We start from the raw sequence: 22,359 nt of genomic DNA, 5'->3' as shown, positions 1-22,359 counted from the left end.
GCACGTGCGTCCTGGTGCAAAGGGCCTCCCGGGCGGACGACCCCATGCCGTCCGCTGAGACTCGACACCCGTGGATCGGGCGTCGACCTGCAAGGGATATTCCCCGATTGGGTCCAGCCATGCCATGGCATATGACGGACGCTCGGTGAATCCCTGGTGAAGGCCCTGCGCGGAGGGTTCCCGGGGACACGAGGGGGCGCGCGGGGGTACGGGGACGGCGCGCCGCGGAAGGGTCCGGGCGCGCCGTGAGGTGCCGAGGGGGTCTCAGATATCCACAGGTCAGGGGCCGTACGGGGGCTCCTGCCGGCTGGTTCAGCTGCCGTAGCGCCGGTGGCGGGCGGCGTAGTCGCGCAGTGCGCGCAGGAAGTCGACCTTGCGGAAGGCCGGCCAGAAGACCTCGCAGAAGTAGTACTCGGAGTGCGCGCTCTGCCACAGCATGAATCCGGACAGCCGCTGTTCGCCGCTGGTGCGGATCACGAGGTCCGGGTCGGGCTGGCCGCGCGTGTAGAGGTGCTCCGCGATGTGGTCGATGTCGAGGATCTCGGCGAGCTCCTCGAAGGAGGTGCCCTTCGACGCGTGCTCCAGCAGGAGGGAGCGGACCGCGTCGGCGATCTCCTGGCGGCCGCCGTAGCCGACGGCGACGTTGACCAGTATTCCGTCGACTCCGTGGGTGGCCTCTTCGGCTTCCTTCAGGACGTTCTGCGTCCCGGCCGGGAGGATGTCGAGGTTGCCCACGTGGTGGACGCGCCAGCGGCCGTCGGCGGCGAGGCCCCGTACGGTGTTCTCGATGATGTTGAGCAGCGGGCGGAGCTCGACCTCGGGCCGGTCCAGGTTGTCCGTGGAGAGCATCCACAGGGTGACGACCTCGACGTCCGTCTCGGTGCACCAGCCCAGCATCTCGGAAATCTTGTCGGCACCGGCCTGGTGGCCCTGTTCCGTGGTGCCTCCGGACGCCTTCGCCCAGCGGCGGTTCCCGTCCAGGATCACGCCGATGTGCTTGGGCGTCTCGTCATGGTCGATGCGGCCTTCCACCCGGCGTGCGTAGAGCCTGTACACAGGACGGCGTACCAGGTCGCGCAGCTTCAAGATCTTCCAGCCCCTCCGAGCGATTCCCCCGATGCGGAATGCGGTCCCCCCAGGTCCGCCACATTACTGCGCGGCGGGATCCGGTACCCAACTCGGTCCTGTCACAAGTCCGTGATAGGGAGGACAACGTGACTGAAAACAATCCCTATCGGGCAGAGCCCGCGCGCTACGACTCCATGGAGTACCGGCGCACCGGACGCAGCGGCCTCAAGCTCCCCGCGATCTCGCTGGGCCTCTGGCACAACTTCGGCGACGACAAGTCCCTGGAGTCCCAGCGGGCGATCCTGCGCCGGGCCTTCGACCTCGGCGTCACCCACTTCGACCTGGCGAACAACTACGGCCCGCCCCCCGGCTCGGCCGAGCTCAACTTCGGCAAGATCTTCGCGCAGGACTTCGCGTCCCACCGCGAGGAGCTGGTGCTCTCCACCAAGGCCGGCTACCTGATGCACGAGGGGCCGTACGGGGAGTGGGGCAGCCGCAAGTACCTGCTCGGCTCGCTGGACGCCTCGCTGAAGCGGATGGGCGTCGACTACGTCGACATCTTCTACTCCCACCGCTTCGACCCCGAGACCCCGCTGGAGGAGACCATGGGCGCCCTCGCGTCCGCGGTCCAGCAGGGCAAGGCGCTGTACGTCGGCGTGTCCTCGTACACGGCGGAGCAGACGGCCGAGGCCGCGCGGATCCTGCGCGAGATGGGCGTCCGCCCCCTCATCCACCAGCCCTCCTACTCCATGATCAACCGCTGGACGGAGGAGGACGGCCTGCTCGACACCCTGGAGGAGGCCGGCATGGGCTGCATCTCCTTCGTGCCGCTCGCGCAGGGGCTGCTGACCGGCAAGTACCTCAAGGGCATCCCGGAGGGCTCGCGGGCCACCCAGGGCAAGTCCCTCAACCCGGACCTGCTGTCGGACGAGGTCGTCCGCCGGCTGAACGGGCTGAACGACATCGCGCAGCGGCGCGGGCAGTCGCTGGCGCAGCTGGCCCTGAACTGGGTGCTGCGGGACGAGCGGATGACGTCGGCCCTGATCGGCGCGTCGAGCGTGAAGCAGCTGGAGGAAAATGTGGCCGCGCTGTCCGGAGCGGCGCTCACGGAGCAGGAGTTGAAGGAGATCGACTCCTTCGCGGTCACCACCCCCGGCGCCAACATCTGGGCCCAGCGGGGCTGACCTGCGCCTTTGTCCCTGGCCCCCTGGGGACAAAAAACGGGCCGGTCCGTGGGGGGGATACGGACCGGCCCGAGGGGGGGGTTCCACCATAACCCTTCGTAAAGCCTGCTGCGTGCATTGCCGCGAGATGATTACGCTCCGGAGCCGCCCGGCCGCGCTCCGGTGAGCCGAAAACACCCCCGGGAGGCCTGTGCGGCCTGGTCCGGGGCCCTACGGAACCTCGCGGCGGGCCCCGGGCGAGTCGCCGGCGGCCTTAGCCCCCAAGGGGGACCCGCCCCGGTGCACCGCCTTGACGCCCGCCCCGCTCCCCCGGTCACCGCACTAGCCTGACCGCCATGGGGATCAGGGGACAGTGGCGGGACGGTGGGGGCACGCTGGTCGTCGAGCCGGCGGCGGATGGGCGGGCGGTGGAGGCCGGGGCCGGGGCGGGCGGGGCGGAAGTGCCCCTGGAGGTCGCGGCCTCGTACGCGGCCCGGACCCGCGGGCTGCTCGGGCGGGACGGGATCGAGGGGGCCATGCTGCTCACCCCGGCCGCGAGCGTCCACACGTTCCGGATGCGCTTCGCCATCGACGTGGCCCACCTGGACCGCGATCTGAAGGTCATCGCGCTGACCACCATGCCCCCCGGCAGGCTCGGCCTGCCGCGGCTGCGCTCCCGGCACGTCCTGGAGGCCGAGGCGGGCGCCATGGCCGGCTGGGGACTGCGCGTGGGGTCCCGGCTGCGGCTCCGTCTCAACTCGCGCTAGGCGCCATGCGCCGCCGGCGGTAGGTTGGGGCGGTTGAGCTGGGGTGGCAGGGGAGCGGCATGACCGAGAACGCGCACATCAAGGCGCTGGAGCAGATCATGCCGGCGACGCACGGAGCCGACGAGGACATCGACTGGCAGGCGGCCGAGGCCGTCTGGGGCAGCCGCTTCCCCGCCGATTTCGTCGCTTTCATGGGCCGCTTCGGCGCGGGCTCGATCAACGGCGAGGCGAGCGTGCTGCTGCCGCTGCCCAAGCCCGGGCTCCAGTGGGACCCGGCGCAGATGGCTGAGGAGACGGCCAACGCCCGCCAGGTCTGGGAGGCGGAGGGCGGCCGGGCCGCCTTCGACGTGGACCCCGAGTCGATCCTCGCCTGGGGTGTCACGGGCGGCTCCGACATCCTGTGCTGGCTCACCACCGACCCGGACCCGGACCTGTGGCCCGTTCTGGTCGTCGGCCGGCACACCGCCGATTCCTTCGCGGTGTACCCGTACGGCATGGGCGAATTCCTGTACCGGCTGTGCTCGGACGAGTTCGACGTGAGCCCGGTCAGCATCACCTTCTGGGACGGCGGCCACCTCAGCTTCGTGCACTGGCAGAAGGCCCAGCGCCGCTGGCAGGAGGGGCGCAACCCCGAGACGGGCGAGCCCGACCCGTACGCGGGCGACTTCACCGACTGACGGTCCCGAAGCCGACCCCCCAACCCGTTCCGCAACCCGTTCCGCGGCCCACCATGGCCGGAAACGGGCGTTTCGGCATGTCTACGCGCGTCCGAATTGTTGATCACATATCGGAAAACACCATTCGGAAATGCCGCACTTGGAGCATTGACCACAAGTGCCGACCCAATGGAACCAACCGCCCTTCCTCAGGAGAGAATTCCGGCCAACGGGCCACTGAGGGACACCACAGCCCGGAGCAACTCATAAGTAATAACGGGACTCAAAAGAAAATCAGGGGAATACACCCGTGCGACGAAGAATCTTCGGCACGTCCGCCACCGCCGTCGTCCTAGGACTGCTGATACCGCTGGCCGGATGTGGCGGCTCCGGCGGCGGCGCAGGTGACAGCGGTACCCTCCGCCTCGTCGCCGCCGAATACGGCGACAACTCGGCCAACAGTTCCAAGGCGTTCTGGGACAAGATGACGACCGAGTTCACCGCCGCCAACCCGGGCATCAAGGTCCAGGTGGACCTGCTCCCGTGGGCCGACATCGACCGCGAAGTCTCCCGTATGGTCAAGTCCGGCAAGGCGCCGGACATGGCCCTCATGGGCGGTTACTCGGACTTCGCGGCGCAGGGCAAGCTCTATTCCGCGGACGAGCTCCTCTCGGTCACCGCGGAGGCGAACTTCCTCGGCCCGCTCGCCGACGCCGGCTCCGTCCACAACACCCTCTACGGCCTGCCCTTCGTGGCGAGCAGCCGCCTCCTCTTCTACAACGAGGGCCTCTTCAAGCAGGCGGGCGTCAGCGCCCCCAAGACCTGGACGGACCTCAAGGCCGCCGCCACCGCGCTCAAGAACAAGGGCGTGAAGACCCCGTACGCCATGCCCCTGGGCCCGGAGGAGGCGCACGCCGAGGCGATGATCTGGGAGCTGAGCAACGGCGGCGGGTACGCCGACAACAGCGGCAACTACAGCCTGGCCTCCGACCAGAACATCCTGACCTTCAAGTGGATCAAGGACAACCTGGTCACCCCCGGCCTGCTCGGCCCCGTCCCGCCGTCCCAGCTCAACCGGGCCGACGCCTTCGCCGCCTTCAGCCGCGGCGAGGTCGGCATGCTCAACGGCTACCCCTCGCTCGCCCACGAGGCCCGCGCCAAGGGCATCCAGGTCGGCACCGTCTCGATGCCCATCTCGAACAACCTCAGCCCCGGCGAGGCCCCGCCGACCGTGGGCGTGGCCGACTGGATGATGGCCTTCAAGCAGAACGGGCACCGCACCGAGATCGGCAAGTTCCTGGACTTCGTCTACCAGGACAAGAACCTCTCGGACTTCGCCGGCCGCTACCACCTGCTGCCGTCCACCGTCACCGCCTCCCGGACCCTGGCCGGCGGCGGCATGGACAACAACGACCAGCAGTTCCTGTCCGCCCTGCGCGTGGCCCAGCTCTACCCGGTCAACGACCCGTCCTGGGTGACCATCAGCGACACCATCAAGCGCAACATCGGGCGCGCCGTGGACCCGGGCGGCGACCCGAAGGCCGTCCTGGAGGAGATCGCCGCGAAGGCGACCGAGGAGACCAAGAAGCACTGACCCGGCCGCTCGTCGAGCGCTCCGGACGTCCCGAGCACCCCGAGCACACGTCGAGCACATCCCGAGCACCCCGAACGTCCTCACGGACAAAGGACTTTCGCCCCCTGCCGCAGCCCACCCCGCGCGGCATCATGGCTGTACGGCCCTCGATCCAGGGCCGCGGCCACGTCGCCCGCCGAGCACCCACAAGGTGCCGGGGCGGCCGGCCGATCTCCTCCGGGGACCCGGCGCGCCCAGTGCGGTGAACGCGCTAGCTGGCGCCCTGGTTCTGCGGGGTGAAGGCCGTGCGGTACTGCTCGCAGCTGGAGTCCCAGGCCAGGGAGCCCTTGAGGGTGCCGTAGCCGGTGCGGGTGAGCGACCACTCCACCGTGTACTTGCCGGTGTCGCAGGCGATGCGCTTGCCGCCGGGAACCTTCGTACGGCCCGTGGCGGGCCGGTCCGTGAGCTCCTGGTCCATCTCCGCGGCCTTGGCGCGCTTCGCGTCGCGCAGCACCGCGTGCAGCACGATCGGGTGCTTGCCGTCCTTCGTCGTCAGCACCTTCTTCACGCCCTGCGAATCCGATACCGACCACGCGAACTCGTACCCCGGCTCCCAGCGGAGGGTCTTCGGGTCGGCGACCTTGCGCGGGTAGTCCTCGGCGCCCTTGGGGCCGCGACGGGTGACGGTCTCGTACTGGATGCCGGGCTGGAAGCGGAACTGCGCTTCCAGCTTGTGCATGTCGTCCTTGGTCCACATCGACTTCATCGCCTTCTCGCCTCCGCTCGGATCCTGGAGGTACGACTCCGTGCCGCCGGCGGCGGCGGTGGCGGCGCCCTGGCCGAGGACCGGGGCGAGGGCCGCCGCGACGGTGGCGAGGGCCAGAGCTGCGGTGCGGGTGCGCTTCATGCCCGGACCAACGGGGCCCCGCGGCGGGCCGGAACGAGGCCGGGCGCGCTTTCACCCGTACGGGATCCGGAATATCACCTGATCAACTGCGCGTTGGCGAGTCCGGAGAACACGTACGCGCAGAGGGCGTACGCGGGCGAGCACGCGCGCACGGCGCGCATCAGGGGGAAGACGATGGCTGTGGACGTGAACGGAACGGTGGCGGCCGGCTGGGAGCCGGTGCGCGAGGAGTTCGAGAGCTTCGTGGCGGCCGAAGGGATCTCGCCCGAGGCGCAGTTGGCCGTCCACCACCGGGGGCGGCGCGTGGTCGACCTGTGGGCGGGCGAGGACACCGGTGCGGACACCCTGAGCGGGATCTTCTCGGTCACCAAGGGCGCGGCCCACCTGGTGGTGGCGCTGCTCGCGCAGGACGGCGCCCTGGACCTGGACCGGCCGGTACGGGCGTACTGGCCGGAGTTCACCGGGGGCGGCAAGGAGCGGCTGACGGTGCGGCAGCTGGTCGCGCACCAGGCCGGGCTGATCAATGTCGACGAGGGCTTCGGCTACGAGGAGATGGCCGACGACGCGCTGATCGCGGCGCGGCTGGCCGGGCAGCGGCCGTACTGGGAGCCGGGGACGGCGTACGGCTACCACGCCTTCGTGATCGGCGCGCTGACCGGCGAGGTGGTGCGCCGGGCGACGGGGCGCCGACTGCAGGAGGTGTACGAGGAGCGGATCCGCGCACCGTTCGGGCTGGACCTGTACATGGGGCTGCCCGAGGCGCTCGGGGAGCGCTGGCGGCCGGTCCTGGAGATGGCCCCGACGCCCGAGCAGTTGGCCGCGAGCGCCGGGGAACCGGCCCCGCCGGAGCTGCTGGCGGTGGCGTTCAACTTCCACCGCGATCCGCCGATGGACCTGGTCGCCTTCGCCAACCACCCCCGCGTACGGGCCCTCGGCCCGGCCTCGGGCGGCGGGATCGGCTCCGCCCGGGGCGTCGCGGGGATGTACGCGGCGGCGATCTCCGGGCTGGCGGGCCGGCCCGCGCTGCTGAGCCCGGCGACGGCCGCCGAGGTGGCCCGGCCGCACGGGGCGGAGCTGGGCCCGGACCGGGTGACGGCGGACGGCGACCACTTCGCGCTGGGCTTCGAACGCCAGCCGGCGGTCGGCCCGGCCGCCTTCGGCCACCAGGGCGCATCGGGCGGCCTGGGCTTCGCCGACCCGGAGACGGGCGTGGCGTACGGGTACACCCGCCGCCGTTTCGCCCACCCGGGCGGGGCGGCCGCGGAGAACGGCCCCCTGACGGCGGCGGTCCTGAAGGCGGCGCGGGAGGCCTAAACCGTCTCGGTCACTGTCACCGTCTCGGTCACTGTCACCGTCTCAGGCGCTGGGGCCGGTGACCACCGGGAAACCGGTGGGCCGGCCCTGGTCCTTCAGCCAGGCCAGGACCTGGTCGAGGGCGTCGACGGTCTGCGCGCGGTTTCCGCCGCCGTCGTGGAAGAGGACCGTCGGGCCGTTGCCCAGCTCGGACTTGACGGTGTTGACGATGGCTGCGGCGCCCGGCTTGCTGAAGTCCTTGCTGTCGATGTTCCAGCCGAGCGGCCGCATGCCGTTGGCGGCGGCCAGGGCCCGGCTCTCGGGGGTGAACGCGCCGCCGGGGGCCCGGTAGTACTGCACCTTGGCCCCGCCGCCCGCGGCCTCCTCGATCATCTTCTTCGCGTCGAGGATCTGCTGCTGCTGGTACGCGAAGGGCTTGTGGTCCATCGCCGTGTTGTGGTCCATGGTGTGGTCGCAGAGCCGGTGGCCGTCCGCGACCACCTTCTTGACCAGGTCCGGGTGGTCCTTGGCCTGCGGGCCGATCATGCAGAAGGTGGCCTTCACGTCGTACTTCTTCAGTACGGCGAGCACCTTCGGGGTCCACGTGGGGTCGGGGCCGTCGTCGATGGTGATGTTGACCGCGTCGCCGCCGCTCTCCGACGCGTGGGCTATGCCGTCGGGGACCTTCCCCACCGGGTTTCCGGGCGCCGCGGGGTCGGCGGTGTCGCCGCCCTTCGCGGGATCGTCCGACTGCCGGGAGACGTTCTGGTGGCGGGTGTCGTGGCCCGGGTCGACGACCGTCGTCACTCCCCAGATCGTGGCGGCCACCGCCGCGGCGGCCGCGCCGACGGCGACCCGGGCCCGTACGTCCTTCATGTGTGTGCGCGCCATGAACCCCATGAGCTGTCTCAACTCCCCATCCGACATCCGACATCCGCCGCACGGAGGTACTCCCGGACACGGCCGGGAGTACCTCCGTGCACTGGTCAGGACGTCGGTGGGCGGGGCGGGGTTCCAGCCGAATGGCCCATAAATTCCACGTTGTAGGACTTTGGTCCTTGATCGTCCCGATTTCCGTCCCGGCTGAAACCGGGGGCGACGGGGCATCCTTACTGCGGGAGGGCGGGGTGGGGGAAGGCCCCGCGCAGCGGCCACGCACGACAAGGGCCCGGCCCGGCGGATCCGTTCATCCACCGGGCCGGGCCCGTCGTTCACGTGCAGGCTGCGGGCCGCGAGCGGCCCACCCCCACCAGGGGTCAGTGCGCGAGCGAAGCCGCCTGCGCAGCAGGGGCGTCCTTCTCCGCGCCACCACCAGAGGCACCGGCGGGACCCGCGCCCCGCAGCGGGACCTCCTTGACGAACCAGGCGGCCACGAAGCCCAGTACGGCGATCCCCGCACCGAGGAGGAACGCGGAGTGCGTACCGGCGGCCACCGCGTGCTGGTAGGCGTCGCGGACGACCTCGGGGAGCTTCGCCAGGCTCGCCGCGTCCAGTTGGGCCGAGCCGGCCTTGACGGCGGCCGCGGGGCCGAGGCGGTCGGTCATGGTGCTGGTGACCTGGCTGGTGAAGAGGGAGCCCATGAGGGCCACGCCGAAGGAGCCGCCGAGGGTACGGAAGAGGGTCGCCGAGGAGGAGGCGACGCCCATGTCCTTCATGTCGACGCTGTTCTGCGCGACCAGCATGGTGATCTGCATCAGGAAGCCGAGACCGGCGCCGAGGACGGCCATGTACACGCCGGACATCAGGCGGCTGGTCTCCGTGTCCATGGTGGCGAGCAGGAAGAGCCCGACGACCATGAGCGCGCCGCCGATGATCGGGAAGATCTTGTACTTGCCGCTGTTGGTGGTGACCCGGCCCGCGACCAGCGAGACGACCATCATCGAGAGCAGCATCGGCAGGAGCAGCAGGCCGGAGTTGGTGGCCGAGGCGCCCTGGACCGACTGCTGGAAGAGCGGCAGGTAGAGCACGCCGCCGAACATCGCGAAGCCGACCAGGAAGCCGATCACGGACATGAGGGTGAAGTTGCGGCTGCGGAAGATGTGCAGCGGCATGACCGGCTCGGCGGCCTTGGTCTCGGCGTAGATGAAGCCGGCGATGGAGACGATGCCGACGACGATCAGGCCGATGATCTCGGCGGAGCCCCAGGCGTACTCGGTGCCGCCCCAGGTGGTGACGAGGACGGTGGAGGTGATCGCGATGGTCAGCAGCGCCGCGCCGAGGTAGTCGATCTTCCCCTGCGTCTTCTTCTTGGGGAGGTGCAGCACTGCGGTCACCATGGCGAGGGCCACGATGCCGAGCGGCAGGTTGATGTAGAAGGACCAGCGCCAGCCCATGTGGTCGGTGATGGTGCCGCCGACCAGCGGTCCGCCGATCATGGCGAGGGCCATCACGCCGGCCATCATGCCCTGGTACTTGCCGCGCTCACGGGGCGGGATCAGGTCGCCGATGATCGCCATGACGCCGACCATCAGACCGCCGGCGCCGAGGCCCTGGATCGCGCGGAAGCCGATGAGCTGGCCCATGTCCTGGGCCATGCCGCTGAGCGCCGAGCCGATCAGGAAGATGACGATCGAGGTGAGGAAGGAGCCCTTCCGCCCGTACATGTCGCCGATCTTGCCCCAGATGGGGGTGGAGGCCGCGGTGGCCAGCGTGTACGCGGTGACCACCCAGGAGAGGTGTTCCAGGCCGCCGAGCTCGCCGACGATCGTGGGCATGGCGGTGCCGATGATCATGTTGTCGAGCATGGCCAGCAGCATCGCGATCATGAGGGCCATCAGGACGACCCGTACGCTGCGCGGCTTCACCTCCTCCGAGGTCTCCGCCGTTTTCGTCATCTCCACCATGTTCCACTCCCCTGGCGCACCCGCACCGGCCCTGGCACTTACTTGCCGCCCGGCTAGTTCACTACACTGGGGAAGGTAGACCCGTAACTAGCCGGGCGTCAAGTAAGTAGTTTGGGGAGAGCCATGTCCAGCAGCAGTCCGCAGCAGCGTCGCGGCAACACGCGGCAGCGCATCCAGGACGTCGCTCTGGAGCTCTTCGCCGAGCAGGGGTACGAGAAGACTTCGCTGCGCGAAATCGCGGAGCGACTGGAGGTCACGAAGGCGGCGCTGTACTACCACTTCAAGACCAAGGAAGACATCATCATCAGCCTGTTCGAGGACCTGACCAGGCCCATCGACGAGCTGATCCAGTGGGCGGAGGAGCAGCCGCGCACGCTGGAGATGAAGCGCGAGGTGCTGCGCCGCTACAGCGAGGCGATGGCCGGCGGCGCCTCGCTGTACCGCTTCATGCAGGAGAACCAGGCCTCCCTGCGGGAGCTGAGCATCGGCGAGACGGTCAAGAAGCGGCTCTTCGCGCTGGTGGAGCTGTTGCGCACGGGTCAGGAGGACGCCCCCCTGACCGACCAGGTCCGGTGCGTGAGCGCCCTGTTCACCCTGCACGCCGGAATGATGTTCCTCCAGCACGTCGAGGGCGACCCGGAGGAGACCCGCCAGGCCGCCCTGGAGGTCGCCACGGACCTGATCACCCAGGCCCACCAGCACCTGTAGGCGCGGCCCGGGACCCTCCCGTTCACTCGATGGAGGGAACTGGGACCTGGGATTATTACTCTCCGTAGTCAAGTCGGCTACTTTTGGTGATGTGCGCTGCGGACAGGTCGCGGCGCCCGAGCCGAAGGCACCGTCATGACACGTCTCGCCCTGACCCTCGCCACCGCCGCCGCGGCGGCCCTCTTCGCCACCGCCCTCGCACCTCGGGCACCGGCCCCGGCGGCACCCCTCTCCTACGTGGCCCTCGGGGACTCGTACAGCGCCGCCTCCTGGGTACGCCCCTGGAACACCGACGGCTGCGGCCGCTCCGAGCAGGACTATCCCCACCAGGCCGCGCGGCGGCTGAAGTTGAAGCTCACCGATGTCACCTGCTCGGCCGCGGAGGTCGGGGCCGGGCTGCTGGGGCCACAGTCCGAGCTCAAGGGGCCGCCGTCCGTGGCCCCTCCGGGCGGCTGGGCCGCCAAGCCTGCCCAGATCAGGGCCGTTTCCGCGAGCACCGATCTCGTCACGGTCGGCGCCGGCGGCAACTCCGTGGGGTTCGCCGAGATCGTCGAGACCTGCGTGAAGCAGGGGCTGGTCTCCTTCGGGACGGGGACCCCGTGCACCGACCACTACACGCGGGGCGAGGCCGCCTCCAGGCTCGATTCCCGGTTCGCCGCACTGGAGGCCGACTTCGCGGCCCTGCTGAAGGAGATCCGCACGCGCGCCCCGCGCGCCGGAGTCGCGGTCGTCGGATACCCGGCCGTCGTGGACCAGGCCGCGGGCTGCGGCTGGGGCTCCTGGAACCAGCTCGGCACGGTCACCAAGGGGGACATGCCCTGGCTCGACACCCTGGAGCGCCGGGTCAACACCCTCCTGCGGGACCAGGCCCGGCGGAGCGGCGCGGCGTACGTGGACACGTACGCCTCCAGCACCGGCCACGGGGTCTGCGCGACGGGTGAACAGCGCTGGATGTACGGGATCAAGGACAGCCTGACCGGACCGGGCGACCAGAGCGACCCGCCCTCCGAGCTCTGCCGATCCATCCCGGCCCGCGGCGAGGCCTGCACCGTCCTGCACCCCAACCTCCGCGGCGCCACCCACCAGGCGGACCGCGTCACGGAGGCGCTGGCCGGGCTGGGGGCGAGGAGGGGCTGAGGGGGGAGTGAACGGGGGGGCTGGGGGCGGGGCGGGGGGAAGGGAGGGGGGAGGGGGAGGGGAAGGGGCACAGCGAGGAAGCACGATCGGAATCGGAAACACGGAGAAGGCTGAGGCTGAACGACATGCTGCTCGCCGGAAAGACCGCCATCGTCACCGGAGCCAAGCGCGGGCTCGGGCTCGCCATCGCGGAGCGGTTCGCCAAGGAGGGGGCGACCGTGGTCATGTCGGACGTCCTGGACGCGACGGCCGAGGCCGAGGAGGCAGGCGCGTTCTACCTCCGCGCGGACGTCAGCGACGAGGCCGAGGTCCGGGCGCTGATCGCCCACACCGTCGCGGAACACGGCGGGGTGGACATCCTGGTCAACAACGCCGGGATCGAATTCGCGAAGACCATCCTCGACACCACCGTCGAGGAGTGGGACCGGCTGATGTCGGTGAACATGCGCGGGGTGTTCCTCTGCTCCAAGCACGCCGTTCCGGTCATGGCCGCCCGGGGCGGCGGGGTCATCGTCAACCTGGCCTCCGAGCTCGGCGTGGTCGGTGACGCGGGCGTGGCGGCGTACTGCGCCTCCAAGGGCGGGGTGATCCAGCTGACGAAGGCCACCGCCATCGACCACGCGAAGGCGGGCATCCGGATCAACGCCCTGTGCCCGGGGCCGATTTCCACCGAGCTACTGGAGGACGTCTTCCGCTCCAGCCCGGATCCGGAGGCCATGCGCCGGGACTTCGAGGCCCGCACCCTCCTCGGGCGGCTCGGCCGACCGGACGAGGTCGCCTCGGCGGCGCTCTTCCTGGCCTCGGACATGTCCTCGAACATGACCGGCGCCAACCTGATCCTCGACGGCGGCTGGACCACCCGCTGACGGGGCGCGAAATGATCGACACCCCCTTGTTCGGTCTTCGCAAGCGCATACGATGACGTGCTTGATCGGGAAGAGACGACCTAGGGGTGGGGGACGCATACATGGGGCTCAGCCCTGAGTGGGAGAAGCTGTTCGGGCCCGGGCCCAGTTCCGGGCCGGGATCGGATTCCGGCGCGCAGATGACCCTGGCGTCGGCCTCCGCGCCGGGCGACGGCGGGGGTGGCGGCGGCGACGGTCTGGACGTTCATCAGGGCCCCTGGACCACCGCGGCCGGGGTGTCGGGGGAGCTGACCGGTGCCACCAACGCGGCCGTGACCCGGCTGGAGACCTCGCACGAGGGCGTCGTGGCCACCCTCGAAGGCTTCATGCTCCCGGCGATCCTCGGCGAGGTCCGCACCTCCTGGAAGGAACGGCTGGAGGACGTCCGCGCCGAGTGCACCCGCATGGAGGCCTCCTTGAGGACCGCGGGCAAGGAGTTCGGCGAGGTCGACCACCGGGTCAAGGCCGGATTCGACGGCGTGCACCCCGGCAAGGAGCAGTGACGGCCCCGTGATGACCTGGCAGCACCTCAAGGACCTCAAGCTCATAGAGTTCGAGCAGGCCGCCGACGGCTGGGGCGATGTCGGCAGCCGCGCCTACGCGGCCAAGGAGCGCGTCGAGAACGAGATGCTCGGCAAGCTCCGCAACAGCCAGCAGGGCGCGACGGCCGACGCCGCCCTGGGCGACCTGGCCCGGCTGGCCCGCAACTACCAGTACATACACGCCGAGTGCGGTCTCATCCGTACCGCTCTGAACGGCTTCGCCAGCGACGTGGCCGAACCGCGCAGCCGCCTGAACTCCGCCCTCCATGACGCCGACGCCCTCGGCTTCACCGTGCACCAGGACGGCTCGGTGTCCTACCCGCCGATCGCCGGACCCCCGACCAGCCCGTCCGCGAAGCTTCCCGAGGGGGGCACGGCTGCCGCCCCGAAGGGCCCCGCACTGTTCCCCGGTCCGAGCGGCGGGCCGCTGCTGCCGAGCCAGCAGGGGCCGCTGTTCCCCGGCGGCAACCACGGGTCGTTCCTGGAGACCAACCCGAACAAGGCCAAGGCCGAGGCCATCGCGGACCACATCGCCTCCGCCGTCCGCGCGGCGGCGGAGATAGACACCCGCTACCGCACGGTCCTCTCCGAGCTCAAGGCCGAACGCGGCCTGAAGGTCGACGACGCCGTCTGGGCAGACGCGGCCAAGGACCTCCAGCACACCCGCGACGCGGCCGGTTCGTACCTCAAGGACTCGGACATCCCGCACGGCAAGTCCCCCGCCGAGAACACCGCCTGGTGGAACGGCCTCGACCAGGAGCGGCGCGACGAGTACGTCTCGCTCTACCCGGCGAGCGTCGGCGCCCTGGACGGCATCCCCTCGGAGATCCGCGACACGGCGAACCGCGTGGTCCTCGCCGAGACCCACGGCACGGTCCAGACGGACCTGGCCGCGCTGCGCGCGAAGGAACCGCCGCGCTACGAGCCCTACATCAGCCCGATCACCGGCCGCGAGGTCAAGGGCGCGCAGATCGAGTCCAAGGCCTGGAAGGACTGGAACGACAAGCAGAAGGAGCTGGACGGCCGCCTGAAGGGCATGGACCAGATCCAGCAGCGGCTGACCTCCCCCAAGCCCGGCCTACCCGAGGGCTACCTGCTGGGCTTCGACAACAGCAAGCTCGGCAAGGCCATCGTCTCCATCGGCAACCCGGACACCGCGGACAACGTGGTGACGTACGTACCGGGGACGGGGGCGAAGCTGTCGAACATCGGCGGGGACATCGGACGGGCCGAGGACCTCCAGAGGGCCGCGGCCTTCTCGGATCCCTCCCACCAGACCGCCTCGCTCCTCTGGCTCGGCTACGACGCCCCTCAGAGCATCCTCACGGACGCCACGAGCGACAGCTACGCCAACGACGCGAAGGATCCGCTCGGCCGGTTCCTCACCGGAATCGACACCGCGCACACCGGCGGACCGGTGAACTCCACCGTCCTGGGCCACAGCTACGGCACCCTCGTCGCCGGGCAGGCGCTGGCCGCTCACCCCGACCTCCCCGTGGACAACGTCATCTTCGTGGGCAGCCCGGGCGTCGGTGTGGACCACGCCAAGGACCTGGGCATCCCTCCGGACCACGTGTGGGCGGCGACCGCCGAAAACGACCCCATCAACCTGGCGCCCTCCACGAGCGAGGTCATCGGCGCGCTGAACCCGATTCTGAACCCGGGGGGCTTCCTCGACCTCATAGACGACCACACGATCCTCTACGGGACCGACCCGACCACGGACAACTTCGGCGGGCGGACGTTCGACGTTCCGCCGGGCAAGGAGCTCGGGTTGAACGGCGCCCCGGCGCACTCCCAGTACTGGGAGCCCAAACCGCTCGGAAACCTGGCGGACATCGTGACAGGGATAAAGAAATGACCGTGTGCGCAAGACTGTCCGTCGTGGTGGCGGGACTCGTCCTGGCCCTGGCGGCCTGCGGAGGATCGGGAAACCAGGAGAAGGTCACGATGGACGATCAGCAGGCAGTCGCACGCGCGGAAGAACTGGTCCAGCAGGCCCTGGCCGCCATGTCGCCGAAGCCCACGCCGAAGCAGGACGGCCGCTACGGCGCCGACACCTGCCTCGCGGACTCGGGTGACACCGACCGCAAGCAAGTACACGTCAGCTACCGCTTCGAGGGGGTCCCGGGCTCCGCCGGGCGGCAGCTCGTCCGCCAGGTCCGGGACGCGTGGGTCGCCTTGGGCTACAAGTTCCAGGACGGCTCTTCCGATGGGGACTGGTCGGACCCGCGCACCAGCGTCCACATGCGCACGGTGTCCGACGACTACTGGATGACGATGAGCAACAGCGTCACGGACCCGGCCACGGGTGACGGAGTCGCCTACATCATCGTCACCTCCCCCTGCTACGTCCCGAAGACCGCGGACGGCAGCCCTTCCCCCTCCGCGCAGGGCCTGTCCTCGGTCACGGCGGACGAGGCTTCCGAGCAGCGGGTCCTGGCCCATTCCAGCCGGATCTACGACGCCCTGCGCGTCCCGCACTCCGCGACGGTCGGCGCGCAGCTGCGTACGGTCGAGGACGGCGGCGCCACCTACGTCCACCACGCCTGGGCGACCGAGCCGCTGCCCGCCGACCGGGCGGCGCGGGCCTTCGCGCGGACCCGGGAGTACCTCACGCAGGCGGACTGGCGCGTGCGCACCGCCCCCGGGCGGCTGGTCGCCCTCCACCCGGCGGACGAGGTCGTCGCCCAGCTGGTCTCCGCACCGGACGGCGCCCTCCAGGTCGGCGTCACCGGCCCGGCGGTTCCGGTGCTCCGCGCCGAGGCCTGAGCGCCGGCCGCGCGGGGGCGGGGATGAGGAAATGACCGTGCGCAGAGGACTGTCCGTCGTGGTGGTGGGACCAGGGGAAGCTGGCGATGGACGACCAGCAGGCGGTCGCGCGAGGGAAGGAACTGGTCCAGCAGGCCCTGGCCGTCATGTCACCGAAGCCCACGCCGAAGCAGGACGGTCGCTACGGCGCCGGCACCTGCCTCGCGGACTCGAGTTCCACCGACCGCCACCAGGTGCACATCAGCTACGAGTTCAAAGGGGTCCCGGGCTCTGCGGGGCGGCAGCTCGTCCGGCAGGTCCGGGACGCGTGGGTCGCCTTGGGCTACAAGTTCCAGGACAGCACTTCGGATGGGGACTGGTCGGATCCGCGCACCAGCGTCCACATGCGCACCGAGTCGGACGACTACTGGATGACGATGGGCAACAGCGTCACGAATGAGACGACGGGCGAGGGAGTCGCCTACATCATCGTCACCTCCCCCTGCTACGTCCCGAAGCCCGCGAGCGGCAGCCCCTCCCCCTCCTCATAGGGGCTGCCGCCCGGAACGGGCTGGGGTCAGGCCTTGCCCTTGAGGGCGGTCACCAGCTGGTTCGTCAGCTTGGTCGCGCCCGCCGTGCCCTTGTCGGTGCCGCTGCTGACGAGGACGGTCACCACCGAGGTGCCGACGCGCGCAGCGACCAGCGTGGTGCCGCCCTTCCAGCCGGGGCTGGTCAGGGTGATGGTGAAGGCGCCGTCGCCCACGCCCTCCAGGGGCTTCTCGGTGACCGTCACCTTGCTGTGGGTGTCGGCGTCGGTGTAGCTCGGGCAGGCCTTGGAGATCATGCCGAGCGCGGCGAGCACGGTTTCGGAGGTCTTGCCGCGGTAGACGTCGATCTCCTGGGCCTGCTCGGAGGAGGAGTCCTTGTTCACGTAGGAGTCCTGCGCGAAGGAGACTCCGGAGATCCCGGTGATCTCGATCCACGAAGTCCCGCCGAGCTTGGTGCAGTCGGGGGTGGGGACGGAGGCGGCCTCGGGCAGCTGGTAGGTGTCGCCGGTGTCGCGCGCGGTCGCGGGGTCGGCGGCGTAGCCCTCGGGGAAGAACGTGGCGGGTGCGAGCGCCGCCTTGAGCTGCGTACCCGTCAGCAGGCCCTTGTTGGGGCCGTCGTCGGCGGCCGCGGCGGAGGGCTTCGCGGCGGCCGGCGAGCTCGCGGCCGGCGCGGCGGCCTTCGAGCCGTCGGGGGAACACGCGACCAGCGCGAGCGGGAGCGCCGCGAGGGCGAGCAGCCTGGCGGTGGGGGATATCAGACGCACGATGTGGTTCGACCTCTGTGTTCGAATGCACGGCGCGCCGGATCGCCCGGGCGCCGCGAGTTGGCTGGTCCCGGACGGGCCCGGCCCTCGGCCGGTCCGGATCAGCTGGGGGACCCGCGCATCACATCGGGTAAGCAGGGGCGGGACAAGGGGTCGGCACATGTCTTTACCTGCGGTTATGAAAGATTTTCCCAAACCGGAGCAACTTCGTCCGGTTAGTGCCGGACCTCCCGCCCCCTAGGGCCTGTCCCGCCCGTCCCGCTCCTCGCGCCACTCCGCCAGCACGGCCTCGACATCGAACTCCGTGAGGTTCAGCGGCGGTCCCTGCGGCGGCCTGCGCAGGGCCGCCCGGATCTTGTCGTTGACCTCCGTCAGGATCTCGCGGACCTGGCGCTCGGTGCGGGCCGCCCGGACCGCCTCCCGCGCGTCCTCGGCCTCCTTGCGGAGCGCGAGCGCCGGCGGGAGGACCGCGAAGCCCTCGCCGTGGAGCTTTCCCTTGATCCACCACAGTTCGTCGTACGGGGCGTCGAGCGAGGCCAGCGGCTTGCCGAAGCCGGGCAGCTCCTCGAACTCACCGCGCTCGGCGGCCTGCCTGATCTGCCGGTCCACGAAGGACTCGAAGCTGACGCCGGGCGGTTTGCGATCGGTCACCGTGCCTCCTCGGGAGTCTCGGGAGTCCCTGCCAACATATCGCCGCCGCTCAGCGGGGCAGTTGCCGGTGCAGGCCCACACCTCCTTGCGCAGCCGGTACTCCAGCTCGCGCGAGGCGGCGTACGCACTGGCCCGAGAGGCGGACACCACGGCCGGGCAGGTGAATCACGCGGCTGCTTGGTGACCGGGGCCGCGTCGCGCACTACCGGGTTGCATGATCAGCTTTTAACTGGTGTCGGGCCTTTTGTCCACCGGTAGACCGCATTCGGCGGTTACATGCCGGTTCCGTCGCCTTTCCTCGCGGAGGAAACACCCTTGTCTGCTTCCCGCTGCACGTCGGCCGCCCTGGTAGTCGCGGCCGTCACCGCGTCCTGCCTGCTGCCGGTCGCGCCGGCCTTCGCCGCCGGCTCGCCGCACATCCGGTTCTCCCAGCCGTACGTCCCCTCCATCGCCGCGGGCAAGACCGGCCGCGTGGTGATCGTGGCGGAGACCGGCGGCGATCGGGCGCTCAGCAGCAGCTTCCGTATCACCGCGCCGGAGCGGACGACCTTCCCCGAGGCCCGCTTCTACTGGAACGGCGACCGCGCCGGAGCCCCCTGCACGCGCTCCGGCGACGCCCGCCAGCTGACCTGCGACGCCGGGACCCGCGCGGGCTTCGCCTTCCCGGCGGAGAGCGACACCCGGCTGGGCGTACTCGTACGGGTGGACGCGGACGCACCCGAGGGCACGACCCTCGGCGGCGGCGAGTGGGCAGCCGGGAGCGACTCCTCTCCGGGCCTGTACGCGGTGTCCACCCCGGTGACGGGCCCCAAGGGCGACGACGGCCACGACGGGCACGACGGGCAGCCGGGCCACGACGGCCACGAGGGCAAGCCCGGCCACCACGGCAAGCCGGGGCCCAAGGGTGACAAGGGCGACCAAGGCGACAAGGGCGATAAGGGAGACCGGGGCGAGCGCGGCGAGAAGGGCGAGCGCGGCGATCGGGGGGACCGCGGCGAGAAGGGCGAGCGCGGGGAGAAGGGCGACCACGGGCCGAAGGGTCCGCAGGGCCACAAGGGTCCGAAGGGCGACAAGGGAGACACCGGGCCCACCGGCCCCAAGGGCGACCAGGGTCCGAGCGGCGGCCCCCAGGGTCCGAAGGGCGACACCGGTCCGGCCGGCCCGAAGGGCGACCAGGGTCCGGCGGGCGGACCGAAGGGCGACCAGGGCCCCAAGGGCGACCGCGGCGAGACGGGCAACACCGGCCCGGCGGGACCGACGGGTTCGCGCGGTCCGGGCGGACCCCAGGGCCCGAAGGGCGACACCGGCCCGGCCGGAGGCCCGAAGGGCGACAAGGGCGACCGCGGCGACACGGGCCCGGCCGGACCTACGGGATCGCGCGGTCCGGGCGGACCGAAGGGTGACCAGGGGCCGAAGGGCGACCGCGGACCCGGCGGACCCAAGGGTGACCAGGGACCCAAGGGCCCGAAGGGCGACCAGGGCAAGCCCGGCAAGTGCAAGTGCGGCAAGGACCACGGCGGTAAGGACCATGGCGGTAAGGACCACGGTGGCAAGGACCACGGCGGGGGCAACACGCACGGCAAGCCGACCGCCCGCATCGTCGGCGAGAAGCTGCACATCCGCTCCGGCCCCGGCACGCACTACGGCAAGACCGGCGTGATCAAGCACGGCGCCGAGGTCCAGGTGATGTGCAAGACCAACGGCACCGAGGTCGCGGGCAACTCCCTCTGGTACAAGCTCGCCGACGGCCGCGGCTGGATCGCCGCCCGCTACGCCGAGAACCTGAACCGCATCCCCACCTGCTGACCTGACCTGACCTGACCTGAATCACCCTTCGGTGCGCACCGGGGCTCCAAGCCCCGGTGCGCACCGAAGTCGTTTCCGGGCGGGGCTCAACCGCCCCGCTTGAACCCCCGCCCGAACATCTCGCGGGCGGTCTCCTCGCTCATCCCCCGCTGGACCAGCTTCTGGATGAACACCTCCCGCTCCGCCACCGCGTTGGTCCCGTCGAGCTGTCCCGCGAAGGCGCGGTAGGCCGCGGCCACGAGTTCGTCCGGGGGCTCGGGGCGGGCGCGGGCGATGGCCCAGAGCGCGTTCTCGGTGGTCGTGTCCAGCTCCGTGTGGGTGCGCACCCCCCGCCCCTCCATGCATCCGGCCAGCGCCGATGCGAAGTTCCGCATCAACTGCTCCCTGCTGATACGGCCTCTACGCATACTGGTGCCCCTTCACCGAGGATGTTCGCCGAGCCTTCTACAGCCCGCCGGTGTTCAGCAACAGGTTCGGGGTGAAGGTGTTCGTGTTGCCCCCGTCCTGGGGCGGGTTGTTGGTGACCGCACCCTGGGTGGCGTGGGCGGTGATCCACGACTTCACGGTGGCGGAGGGTGCGTCCCCGTACGTGGCCTTGTAGAGGGCGCCCACTCCGGCCGCCATGGGGGCGGCGTAGGAGGTCCCGCAGTCGTTGACGAACGGGCTGTTGTGCGCGTTGGGGACTTCCTTGATGGTCTTGACCGGGAACCCGGGAGCGTAGATGTCGCCGCCCACCGCGCTCCACGCCTTGTAGTTGTTGCACCCGGGGTTCGGGACGAGGCCCAGCGGGACGGTGTCGTCCGGGGCCGTGCCCATCACCACGAGGGCCTGACTGGCGTTGGCGGGCGGGTTCTCGACCGCGTACCGCTGGTTGGCGGCGGGGAAGAGCCAGCCGGCGTCCGTGGGATTGCCTGCCGAGACGGCCACGAAGACCCCGGACTGGGCGAGGTTGTTGATGGCCACCGAGACCTCGTTCATGAGGCCGTAGTAGCCGAAGCCGTTCCAGTTGTGCGCGAAGACGGCCACTGCGGGGCTCTTGTGGTGGGCGGCGACCCAGTTGATGGCGTTGATGAAGTCCTGGTTGGTCCCTCCGCCGCCGCAGGGCTGGGTGTGGACGGCGAGGAGGTTCACCTTCTTCGCGACCCCGTAGGTGCGGCCGCCCAGGTTCTCGGCCAGGCCAGTGCCGTGCCCGGTGCAGTCGTTGGGGCCGTTCCCGAAGGGGTCGTACTCCACCGACGCCCGTCCCTCGAAGTCGGGGTGGGAGATGTCGATGCCGGAATCGATGATGTACGCGTTGACGCCCTCGCCCTGCGACTGCGTGGTGTAGCTGTAGGACGACTGCCCCGCCGGGACGGGGCCGGTCTGGGTGATGCGGGCCAGCGCCCAGCTGTCGGTGATCCGGGTGGACGCGGGCCGCGTGTCCGCGGTGGCGGCGGCCGCCGGTATCGCGGCCGCGAGCACCAGGGCGGCGAACGCCGCCAGGGCCGGAACTAACGCTTTCTTCACGTGGGTCTCCGGGTTTCCGGGTCACGCTGCGCGTGACCGAATGGATCGGCCAAGCTGTCAAGATCGCCTCCAACAGTCAAAGGCGCCGGGATATGACGTGGCCCACAGGTCCAGCGCCCACCTCCTTTCAGGAGGTGAGATACCCGGCGGCCCCCGCCACCGGCAGGCTCGCCCAGGTCCGCGTCCCGCCACCCGGCTCACGCGATTCCCCGAACCCCCACGACCCGCCGCAGTCCTTGACCACCGCCGACATCACCCGCAGCGCACCCCGGCGGCGGGCCTCGCAGTGGGCGGCGAGGCGGGGGTGGGTGTGGGGGACGTGGCCGTCGTAGGCGGTGAGCCGGAGGAAGCCGTCGCGGTGGCGGACGGACAGGTACAGGCTCCGCCCCGGGTCCAAGTACCAAGCGGCAGCGACGAGTTCCCCGGCGACCTGCACGGCGGCGGGCGCGAGCGGATCGAGCCGGTGGGCGTGCAGGGCGGACCGTACGGTGCTGCGCGCGATCTGCGAGCTGCACGGCTCCCCCGGCAGGGTCAGGCTGCACGCCAGCCCGTCCGGGGAGGGTGGTTCACCGTCGGCGGCCGGAGCCGGGCCCGTCGGGCATACGGCGAAGTGGGCGGCGGGCGGCGGCGTGAAGGGGATGGGCATGACGGACTCCCTGCGTCGTGACGTGGGTGACGGTCACTGCTCTCGCGGTGGGGGTAGTGGCCTGCCGCCGGGGCATGCGGGATCGCATGGCGGGGCGGTGCACTTCAACTCCCTTGCGTGAGCGG

At 70.7% G+C, this 22,359-nt stretch carries 22 protein-coding genes; 13 read left to right on the top strand and 9 right to left on the bottom strand.

Features of this window, described 5'->3' with window-relative positions:
- Positions 1–312 precede the first annotated feature (312 nt).
- Positions 313–1,086, bottom strand: a complete 774-nt coding sequence (locus OHU74_RS23220) for an isoprenyl transferase (protein ID WP_330298328.1) — start codon at positions 1,084–1,086, stop codon at positions 313–315.
- Positions 1,087–1,214: 128 nt separating this feature from the next.
- Between OHU74_RS23220 and mgrA the strand changes: the two genes are divergently transcribed.
- From mgrA to OHU74_RS23200, 4 genes are all read left to right on the top strand, one after another.
- Complete coding sequence (gene mgrA / locus OHU74_RS23215; protein ID WP_371617670.1) at positions 1,215–2,252, top strand: L-glyceraldehyde 3-phosphate reductase; 1,038 nt, start codon at positions 1,215–1,217, stop codon at positions 2,250–2,252.
- A 335-nt stretch (positions 2,253–2,587) separates the two neighbouring features.
- Positions 2,588–2,998: a DUF192 domain-containing protein gene (locus OHU74_RS23210; RefSeq protein ID WP_371617669.1), complete on the top strand. Its 411-nt coding sequence runs from the start codon at positions 2,588–2,590 to the stop codon at positions 2,996–2,998.
- A gap of 59 nt (positions 2,999–3,057) precedes the next feature.
- Positions 3,058–3,675: an SMI1/KNR4 family protein gene (locus OHU74_RS23205; RefSeq protein WP_371617668.1), complete on the top strand. Its 618-nt coding sequence runs from the start codon at positions 3,058–3,060 to the stop codon at positions 3,673–3,675.
- Positions 3,676–3,964: 289 nt separating this feature from the next.
- The gene (locus OHU74_RS23200; RefSeq protein WP_371617667.1) at positions 3,965–5,248 is read left to right on the top strand and encodes an extracellular solute-binding protein; all 1,284 of its coding nucleotides are present in this window, start codon (positions 3,965–3,967) and stop codon (positions 5,246–5,248) included.
- A gap of 250 nt (positions 5,249–5,498) precedes the next feature.
- Here OHU74_RS23200 and OHU74_RS23195 read toward each other — a convergent pair whose 3' ends face one another.
- Positions 5,499–6,134 (bottom strand): hypothetical protein, encoded by a 636-nt coding sequence (locus tag OHU74_RS23195; RefSeq protein ID WP_371617666.1) that lies wholly within the window; start codon positions 6,132–6,134, stop codon positions 5,499–5,501.
- A gap of 174 nt (positions 6,135–6,308) precedes the next feature.
- On the opposite strand from OHU74_RS23195, the gene OHU74_RS23190 reads away from it, so the two are divergent.
- A complete protein-coding gene (locus OHU74_RS23190; protein WP_371617665.1) occupies positions 6,309–7,448 on the top strand; it encodes a serine hydrolase domain-containing protein in 1,140 nt (379 codons plus the stop codon).
- Between the two features lie 42 nt (positions 7,449–7,490).
- Here OHU74_RS23190 and OHU74_RS23185 read toward each other — a convergent pair whose 3' ends face one another.
- Positions 7,491–8,318, bottom strand: a complete 828-nt coding sequence (locus OHU74_RS23185; protein WP_371617664.1) for a polysaccharide deacetylase family protein — start codon at positions 8,316–8,318, stop codon at positions 7,491–7,493.
- 365 nt (positions 8,319–8,683) lie between these two features.
- Positions 8,684–10,270, bottom strand: a complete 1,587-nt coding sequence (locus tag OHU74_RS23180; RefSeq protein ID WP_371617663.1) for an MDR family MFS transporter — start codon at positions 10,268–10,270, stop codon at positions 8,684–8,686.
- A gap of 123 nt (positions 10,271–10,393) precedes the next feature.
- On the opposite strand from OHU74_RS23180, the gene OHU74_RS23175 reads away from it, so the two are divergent.
- The 7 genes from OHU74_RS23175 (at position 10,394) to OHU74_RS23145 (ending at position 16,864) form a co-directional block, all read left to right on the top strand.
- On the top strand, positions 10,394–10,978 hold the full coding sequence (locus tag OHU74_RS23175) for a TetR/AcrR family transcriptional regulator (RefSeq protein ID WP_330298321.1): 585 nt from the start codon (positions 10,394–10,396) through the stop codon (positions 10,976–10,978).
- 135 nt (positions 10,979–11,113) lie between these two features.
- The gene (locus tag OHU74_RS23170; protein WP_371617662.1) at positions 11,114–12,115 is read left to right on the top strand and encodes an SGNH/GDSL hydrolase family protein; all 1,002 of its coding nucleotides are present in this window, start codon (positions 11,114–11,116) and stop codon (positions 12,113–12,115) included.
- A 125-nt stretch (positions 12,116–12,240) separates the two neighbouring features.
- On the top strand, positions 12,241–12,981 hold the full coding sequence (locus OHU74_RS23165) for an SDR family NAD(P)-dependent oxidoreductase (RefSeq protein WP_371617661.1): 741 nt from the start codon (positions 12,241–12,243) through the stop codon (positions 12,979–12,981).
- A gap of 101 nt (positions 12,982–13,082) precedes the next feature.
- Positions 13,083–13,523, top strand: coding sequence for a hypothetical protein (locus OHU74_RS23160; RefSeq protein ID WP_371617660.1), 441 nt, complete (start codon positions 13,083–13,085; stop codon positions 13,521–13,523).
- A gap of 10 nt (positions 13,524–13,533) precedes the next feature.
- The gene (locus OHU74_RS23155; protein WP_371619776.1) at positions 13,534–15,423 is read left to right on the top strand and encodes an alpha/beta hydrolase; all 1,890 of its coding nucleotides are present in this window, start codon (positions 13,534–13,536) and stop codon (positions 15,421–15,423) included.
- Positions 15,420–16,334 (top strand): hypothetical protein, encoded by a 915-nt coding sequence (locus tag OHU74_RS23150; protein WP_371617659.1) that lies wholly within the window; start codon positions 15,420–15,422, stop codon positions 16,332–16,334. Before OHU74_RS23155 ends, OHU74_RS23150 begins: the two co-directional genes overlap by 4 nt.
- An 86-nt stretch (positions 16,335–16,420) precedes the next feature.
- Positions 16,421–16,864, top strand: coding sequence for a hypothetical protein (locus OHU74_RS23145; protein ID WP_371617658.1), 444 nt, complete (start codon positions 16,421–16,423; stop codon positions 16,862–16,864).
- 26 nt (positions 16,865–16,890) lie between these two features.
- On the opposite strand, the gene OHU74_RS23140 is transcribed toward OHU74_RS23145, so the two are convergent.
- Together OHU74_RS23140 and OHU74_RS23135 are read right to left on the bottom strand one after the other, a co-directional pair.
- On the bottom strand, positions 16,891–17,625 hold the full coding sequence (locus OHU74_RS23140) for a hypothetical protein (RefSeq protein WP_371617657.1): 735 nt from the start codon (positions 17,623–17,625) through the stop codon (positions 16,891–16,893).
- Positions 17,626–17,862: 237 nt separating this feature from the next.
- On the bottom strand, positions 17,863–18,276 hold the full coding sequence (locus tag OHU74_RS23135) for a DUF1992 domain-containing protein (protein WP_371617656.1): 414 nt from the start codon (positions 18,274–18,276) through the stop codon (positions 17,863–17,865).
- 315 nt (positions 18,277–18,591) lie between these two features.
- Between OHU74_RS23135 and OHU74_RS23130 the strand changes: the two genes are divergently transcribed.
- On the top strand, positions 18,592–20,082 hold the full coding sequence (locus OHU74_RS23130; RefSeq protein WP_371617655.1) for an SH3 domain-containing protein: 1,491 nt from the start codon (positions 18,592–18,594) through the stop codon (positions 20,080–20,082).
- Between the two features lie 86 nt (positions 20,083–20,168).
- Here the strand turns inward: OHU74_RS23130 and OHU74_RS23125 are convergent, their stop codons facing one another.
- From OHU74_RS23125 to OHU74_RS23115, 3 genes are all read right to left on the bottom strand, one after another.
- Positions 20,169–20,456: a hypothetical protein gene (locus OHU74_RS23125; protein WP_371617654.1), complete on the bottom strand. Its 288-nt coding sequence runs from the start codon at positions 20,454–20,456 to the stop codon at positions 20,169–20,171.
- 70 nt (positions 20,457–20,526) lie between these two features.
- Entirely contained in the window at positions 20,527–21,588 is a 1,062-nt protein-coding gene (locus OHU74_RS23120; RefSeq protein WP_371617653.1) for a S8 family serine peptidase, read from the bottom strand.
- Positions 21,589–21,715: 127 nt separating this feature from the next.
- Positions 21,716–22,234 (bottom strand): ATP-binding protein, encoded by a 519-nt coding sequence (locus tag OHU74_RS23115; RefSeq protein WP_371617652.1) that lies wholly within the window; start codon positions 22,232–22,234, stop codon positions 21,716–21,718.
- Positions 22,235–22,359: the final 125 nt, after the last annotated feature.

The sequence above is a fragment of the Streptomyces sp. NBC_00454 genome (assembly GCF_041434015.1).
In the GTDB taxonomy this organism is placed as follows: Bacteria; Actinomycetota; Actinomycetes; order Streptomycetales; family Streptomycetaceae; genus Streptomyces.
The sequence above is the reverse complement of the archived record's forward strand: the minus strand, read 5'-3'. Positions and strand labels throughout refer to the sequence as shown.